This is a genomic window from Blastocatellia bacterium, from assembly GCA_035573895.1.
In the GTDB taxonomy this organism is placed as follows: domain Bacteria; phylum Acidobacteriota; class Blastocatellia; order HR10; family HR10; genus DATLZR01.
In genome coordinates, this window is sequence record DATLZR010000118.1 from 1 (window position 1) to 4,138 (window position 4,138).

General features: G+C 59.6%; 2 protein-coding genes. Both read left to right on the top strand.

Annotated elements, in window-relative coordinates; all coding sequences use genetic code 11:
* Window positions 1–592 (top strand): response regulator (locus VNM72_10860; protein ID HXF05900.1); only part of this gene is annotated, 592 nt, incomplete at its 5' end.
* Window positions 593–628: 36 nt separating this feature from the next.
* Window positions 629–4,138: PAS domain S-box protein (locus VNM72_10865; GenBank protein ID HXF05901.1), on the top strand; the 3,510-nt coding region annotated here is incomplete at its 3' end.

Here is a 4,138-nt window from a genome sequence, read left to right on the forward strand (position 1 = left end):
TCTCCCCCACATCTTCGAGCCCTTCTTCACCACCAAAGAGGTGGGCAAAGGGACCGGACTGGGGCTGTCGGTCGTCTACGGGATCATCAAAGCGCACGGCGGCTGGGTGGATGTCGAGAGCACAGTGGGCCAGGGCACCCGCTTTCATATCTACCTTCCCCAGGTTGACTCGTGTGAGAGTGCCGTTCCATCGGGTGCCGATTCTCCCCTCGTCGGAGGAAGCGAAACAATCCTGGTGGTGGAGGACGAACCCGTCGTGTTGAAACTCGGTCAGGAGATCCTCAGGAAGCTCGGTTATCGCGTGCTCGTGGCGCGGGACGGCGAGGAAGCGGTGCGAGTCTTCCGCCAGCATCACCGAGAGATTGATCTGGTCCTGCTCGATGTCGTCATGCCGCAGATGAGCGGACAGCGGGCCTTCTACGAACTGCGTAACATCAATCCCCGGGTGAGAATCGTGTTGGTGACGGGTTACAGCCCCGAAGACGTGGCCGAGGAGCTGATTCGACAGGGAGCCCTGGGCCTCGTGCAAAAACCTTACGATATGGCGACGCTGGCCGGTGTGGTGCGCCAGTGCCTGGATCGGTCGGCGTGACGCAAAGGTGGTCATCGAGCAGAGGAGAAGTAACCGATGAAGGTTCGAAGAAAAGTCTCAGAGGGCCCGCCCGGTCGCGTTGATAAATCTCGCGCCCGAAGGAAAGCATCCCTGGTGGTGAGCCCCCCATCCACTGCTCTCAACGGGTTCGCCGGACCGGCGCGATGTCTCTCCATCGTCAACGAAATCGCTCTGGCTGTTGGTGAAGCGTCCGATCTGCATGAGGTTTTCGATCTCGCACTGATCAGGGTCCTGGACCTGACCGGGATCGAGAGTGGAACGGTCTGGATGATTGACCCGTCACGTCAGGAACTGATCACCTGCGCACATCGGGGTATCCCCCAGGAAGTTCTGGATGCGGTCAAGGGGTTGAAAGTCGGTGAGGGTCTCGCCGGGCAGGTGGCGCTGACCGGCGAGCCGCTCATCGTCACCGATCTGGAAAAGGATCCCCGCCTCACGCGTCGTGCCGTCGTCCAGGCGGGCTATCGGTTCCTCGCCAGTTTCCCCTGGAAAGTACGCAGCCGTGTCCTCGGCGGGATGAATCTCATCAGCCGATTCCCCCATACCATGAGCGATGAGCAGATTCAGATGCTTCTCTCCATTAGCGAGATCATCGGAGTCACCGTCGAGAACGCGCGTCTCTATCGGGACCTGGCTCAGTCCGAGGCGAAGTATCGAAGCATTTTCGAGAATGCCGTCGAAGGGATCTTCCAGAGCACCCCGGACGGTCGGTTGATCGCAGTCAATCCGGCAGCGGCCCGCATCTTTGGCTACGACAGCCCGGAAGAGCTGATGGCAGCTATCACCAATATCGCTCAACAGATGTACGTCAACCCCGAGCACCGGACCCTTTTTGCGCGGCTTTTGAAAGAGCACGGCATCGTCCGAGATTTTCAGACGGAAGAGTATCGCAAGGACGGCAAGAAAATCTGGGTTTCTCTTTCCGCTCGCGCCGTCCGCGATGAGACGGGCCGAATCCTCTATTACGAAGGATTCGTCGAAGACATCACCGAGCGAAAGCGAGCGGAGGCGGACTTGCGGCAAACCGAACAACGGTACCGCGCGTTGTTCGAGGAAGCTCCGGTGATGTACGTCATCACGCGCGATCAAGAGGGAACCCCGGTGATCACTGACTGCAATCAGCTCTTTCTTCAGACACTGGGATATTCGCGGGAGGAAGTCATCGAGCGACCGCTGACGGATTTCTACACCCCGGAATCTCAGGCGAGACTCCGCCAGGGGGGCTACGAACGGGCGCTCCGGGGTGAGTTCATTGCAGAAGAGCGCGATCTCATCGCGCGGGACGGGCGGATCATTCAAACGTTGCTGCGAGCGGTTCCGGAAAGGGACGCTGAGGGGCGCGTGTCAGGTACTCGCGCCATGTATGTGGACATCACCGAGCGAAAGGCGATGGAGGCTGCTCTGCGGGTAACGACCGACCAGCTCACTGCCGTTACCCGGGCCATGGCCGTCTTTCTGGAGAGTGGGGATTGGAATGAGGCGAGCGACATCCTTCTCGATGCGGCGCTCCGGCTGACACAGAGCGAAGATGGTTTTGTGGCGGCTGTCGCCGAAGGTCCGAATCTGCACCTGCTCGCCTGTAAGGTCGCCCCTGAGGGGCACGATCCGCTGAGCCTTGCCTCCCTTGAAGAAAGCCGCCGGGGCTATGACGAGCGAGGCTTCGTGGAAAAGTGCGCCCTCAGAAATCTTCTCGATTATATCATCGCCACGGGTCAGCCGGTTCTGACAAATAACCCAACCGCCGATCGGCGCTTTCGCGGTGTGCCGAAGGGCCATCCCCGGCTGAATTCTTTTCTGGGCATACCGATCCTTCAGGGTCAGGAGGTCGTGGGGATAATTGGGGTGGCAAATCGTCCCGGGGGCTACACCGAGGGACACCAAGAGGTCTTGGACGTTCTCATTCGCTCTACGGCTGTTCTTTTTGATGGATACCGGCGACGACAGCGACAGGTTGCTCTGGAGGCCGAGCGAGAGCAGGCCCTTGAAGCCCTGCGCCGATCGCAGCACCAATACCAGACTCTGGTCGAATCCATGAGCGAGGTCCTTCTGCAACTGGATCTCGATGGACGGGTGACGTACGTCAACTCGGCCGTCACACCTTTGACCGGTTACCGACCCGAGGAGCTGGTGGGGAAAAGAATCTATGACATCGTTCACCCGGAAGATGTCGAGAAGGTGCGTCGTCTTTTCTCTGAACGGCTTCAAGGGGCGACACACTCCGTTGATACGCGCGTCGTCACCAGGACGGGAGAGGTGCGTTATGTCCGATCCTCCGGTCGCCCCATCTTCGAAGGTGATCGCCCCGTCGGTGTCACCTCTCTTGTGCGTGACATCACCGAGCAATATCGGGCTGACCGTCAACTCACCCGCATCTACGAGGTCGTCACCCGCTATCACGGAGAGGAGCTTTTCGACCGGGCAGTAGCCACGATTGCGGAACTGCTCCGAATGCCTTTTGTCGTCGCCGGAGAAGTGATGGAAGATGGTCGGTCGGCCATCGCCCGTGTCTTTTACCGGCGAGGAGCCGTTGAGCATGGCCGGCAGTACTCACTGCCGGGCATGGCCGTGGAACGTGTGGTTCGTGAGGGGCGCCTCGTGGTTTACTCAAACCGGGCTTGGGAGGCCTTCCCTGATGATCCGGATTTGACGAGCAATCGCAGCGAATGCTATATCGGCGCCCCCATCATGGATGCGACGGGTCAAGTCATCGGTGCTCTCTGTGCCTTTTCCGACCACCCCAAAGAATTCAGCCGAACAGAGATTCGCATCATCCGGATCGTCGCTGAGCGGCTCGGCGCCGAGATCCTGCGGAAGCGGAGCGAGGAAACCCAGCGGAAACTTCAACAGCAACTCCTGCACGCTCAGAAAATGGAATCGGTGGGCACACTGGCCGGCGGGATTGCCCATGACTTCAACAATCTGCTCACCGGAATTATGGGATTCACCGAGGTCGCCCTCCGCAAACTCGGACCGACGCATCCGATTGCGGAGTATCACCAGCGAGTTCTGGCATTGTGTGAACGCGCCCGCGATCTGATCAAACAACTGCTTCTGTTCAGTCGCCCCACGACCGGTGAGAAGAAGCGATGTTGCGTGCGACACTTCTTGGAAGAGATAGAACCGTTGCTCCGACGGATCATCCCTGAGAACATCGAGATCAAAATGGTGTTGCCGCCGCCCGATCTGATCATCGAAGCAGACCCCTCACAGCTTCAACAGGTCATCGTCAATCTCGCCGTCAACGCCCGCGACGCGATGGGCGAGGGAGGACGCCTCGACATCACCGCCGAGAGCGTTCGGACAGAAGTGCTGACGCCTCCAATACCCGTTGCCTCAGGAACCCAGCGCTTCGTCCGCCTGACCGTCAGCGATACTGGCGAGGGTATCCCGCCGGAGATTCTCCCCCACATCTTCGAGCCCTTCTTCACCACCAAAGAGGTGGGCAAAGGGACCGGACTGGGGCTGTCGGTCGTCTACGGGATCATCAAAGCGCACGGCGGCTGGGTGGATGTCGAGAGCACAGTG